This window comes from Streptomyces incanus (genome assembly GCF_042656345.1).
GTDB classification, from domain to species: domain Bacteria; phylum Actinomycetota; class Actinomycetes; order Streptomycetales; family Streptomycetaceae; genus Streptomyces; species Streptomyces incanus.
This window is the reverse complement of the sequence record NZ_JBHSPC010000075.1, coordinates 1-1,894: the sequence shown is the minus strand read 5'-3', so window position 1 is coordinate 1,894 and position 1,894 is coordinate 1. Positions and strand designations below refer to the sequence as shown.

Here is a 1,894-nt window from a genome sequence, read left to right as displayed (position 1 = left end):
GCCCCCGCTCAGCGGACCTCGGCCAGGCGGGCGAAGACGACGACGTTCCCGTCATAACCGTTCTGCTGGGTGAAACCGCCACCGCAGGTGATGACCCGCAATTCCGACGATCCCTTCGAGCTGTAGACCAGATCACCGGGAAAGTCTTTCTTCGCAAAGACCTCAATGCCGTAGATCTCGAACACCGCGGTCTTTCCGTCCGCGCGCTCGACCTCGACGTGATTGCCCTTTTCCAGAGCCCCGAGTCCGTAGAAGACGGCCGGGCCCAGATTGTTGTCGACATGGCCGACCACGACCGCCGTGCCCTTCTCCCCGGGAGCGACCCCACCGGTGAACCAGCCCGCCAGATTGGGGTCCTCGGGCGGCGGCGCGTCCACCCACCCCTCCGCGTCCAGACTCACCGCCATCACCGGTGCGTCCACCTGGATCGCCGGAATCCGGACCCGGCCCGGGATCGAGTACGGCAGCGGTCGCACCGCCGCGGACGTGGTGGCACCGGGCACCCTGCTGTCCGCGGCGGCAGCCCCGGCGGGCTGCGGCGGCCCCTCGTCGAACTCCCCCGAACCATTACGGATGAGCGCGAGGCCGGTGAGCAGAACCAGCGCTATCACGCCCCACGGAGTGGGCTTCTTCCGCCGTGTCTCCTTTTCGAATTCGGCCGGTTCGAAAGCAGACATTCGCTTTTCCCCTCTCGACACGGCCGTCGCCGTGTCACTCGCGCATGGTGGAAACGCTAGAGGCGGCGCATGGAACCGGCGACGGGACAAGGGCGAACGGGTGGCCGGGCGGCGATCGGCAAGCCGTCCGGGGTGCCGCCGGGGGACGCGCACGGTGTGGCGCACGTCCACCGGACCGAAACCGTGGTGCGGGCCGGTCAGTTCCCGATGCCGGGGAACAGAAGGCGGAACGGATCGGCCGACGCGGCGAGCCCGCGGCTGAACGGCGCGTCGAAATCCCAGATCAGGAAGAGCAGGAAGGCGATCAGCGCCGAGAACAGTCCGGCGAGGATCAGCTCACGCCGGGTGCGGCGGATCTGCAGCGCGAAGATCATTCCGATGGTGACGACCGCGCCTCCGATCAGCCCGAACCACACCACGCCCGGCATGGTCTTTCCGGTCGACTCCGCACGGGCCGCGCGTGCCTGGTCGGCTGCGGCCACCTGGTCGACGAGCGGCTGATAGGCCTGGGCCTCGAAATCCGTCGCCGGTTCGTAGTCGGTGACGTCCCGGCGGACCTGGTCGAGCAGTTCCGTCCCGCGCTCGGTGACCTGTCCGTTGTCGGCCATGGCGCGCCACTCGGTGGTCACGACGTGTCCGACATAGACGTTGACATCGTCCCGAATGCGGTCGCGGATGTCGGCCGGATAGATCCGTACCCGCTCCGAGACCTCGTGCAGTGCCACCGCTTCCGCCCGCACATGGTCCTGGGCGGCGCTGCGCCCCTCCCAGACCCCGGCGATGGCCAGACCCAGGACGATGGCGTACACCACGCCGATCCACATCGTCATGTACTCGATGACGTCCGGGGTCTCGCTGGGGTCCTCGTCGTCGGGGGCCGCGCGGTGACGTACGAGGGTGATGACGACCACCACGACGCAGACGGCCAGCATCGCGAGGGTGAGAACAAGCCATTCCGGCAAGAGGTGCCTCCACGGCGGGTTGTCGGGTTCGGCGGGGACGGGCGGGTATGGGTCTCAGCGGGGCCGGAGCGCGGCGATGGCGACGATCGCGGGCACGGCGATGAGCAGGACGAAGGTGAGCGGTGACGTGGTGCCGCCGGACGGTCGCTTGACCGGGGGTGCCGCGCGATACCGGGGGTAGTGCACGGGCGTCATGGACGGGCGCGGGGTGGGCGTGGGGACGGCCGACGGCGGGGGGGTGGGCGAGGGGCGCGG

Annotated in this window: 2 protein-coding genes and 1 pseudogene; all 3 read right to left on the bottom strand. The window is 69.3% G+C overall.

What is annotated here, in order from left to right:
* Positions 1 to 8: 8 nt before the first annotated feature.
* Positions 9 to 677 (bottom strand): class F sortase, encoded by a 669-nt coding sequence (locus ACFP2V_RS22960; protein ID WP_381215598.1) that lies wholly within the window; start codon positions 675 to 677, stop codon positions 9 to 11.
* 197 nt (positions 678 to 874) lie between these two features.
* Positions 875 to 1,639, bottom strand: coding sequence for a bestrophin-like domain (locus ACFP2V_RS22955; protein WP_381215595.1), 765 nt, complete (start codon positions 1,637 to 1,639; stop codon positions 875 to 877).
* A 54-nt stretch (positions 1,640 to 1,693) separates the two neighbouring features.
* Positions 1,694 to 1,894 (bottom strand): annotated as a pseudogene (locus ACFP2V_RS22950) (hypothetical protein); the annotation flags it as partial.

Excerpts from the sequence above, each read along its gene's own strand:
- ACFP2V_RS22960 (WP_381215598.1), bottom strand. The coding sequence starts at position 677 with ATGTCTGCTTTCGAACCGGCCGAATTCGAAAAGGAGACACGGCGGAAG.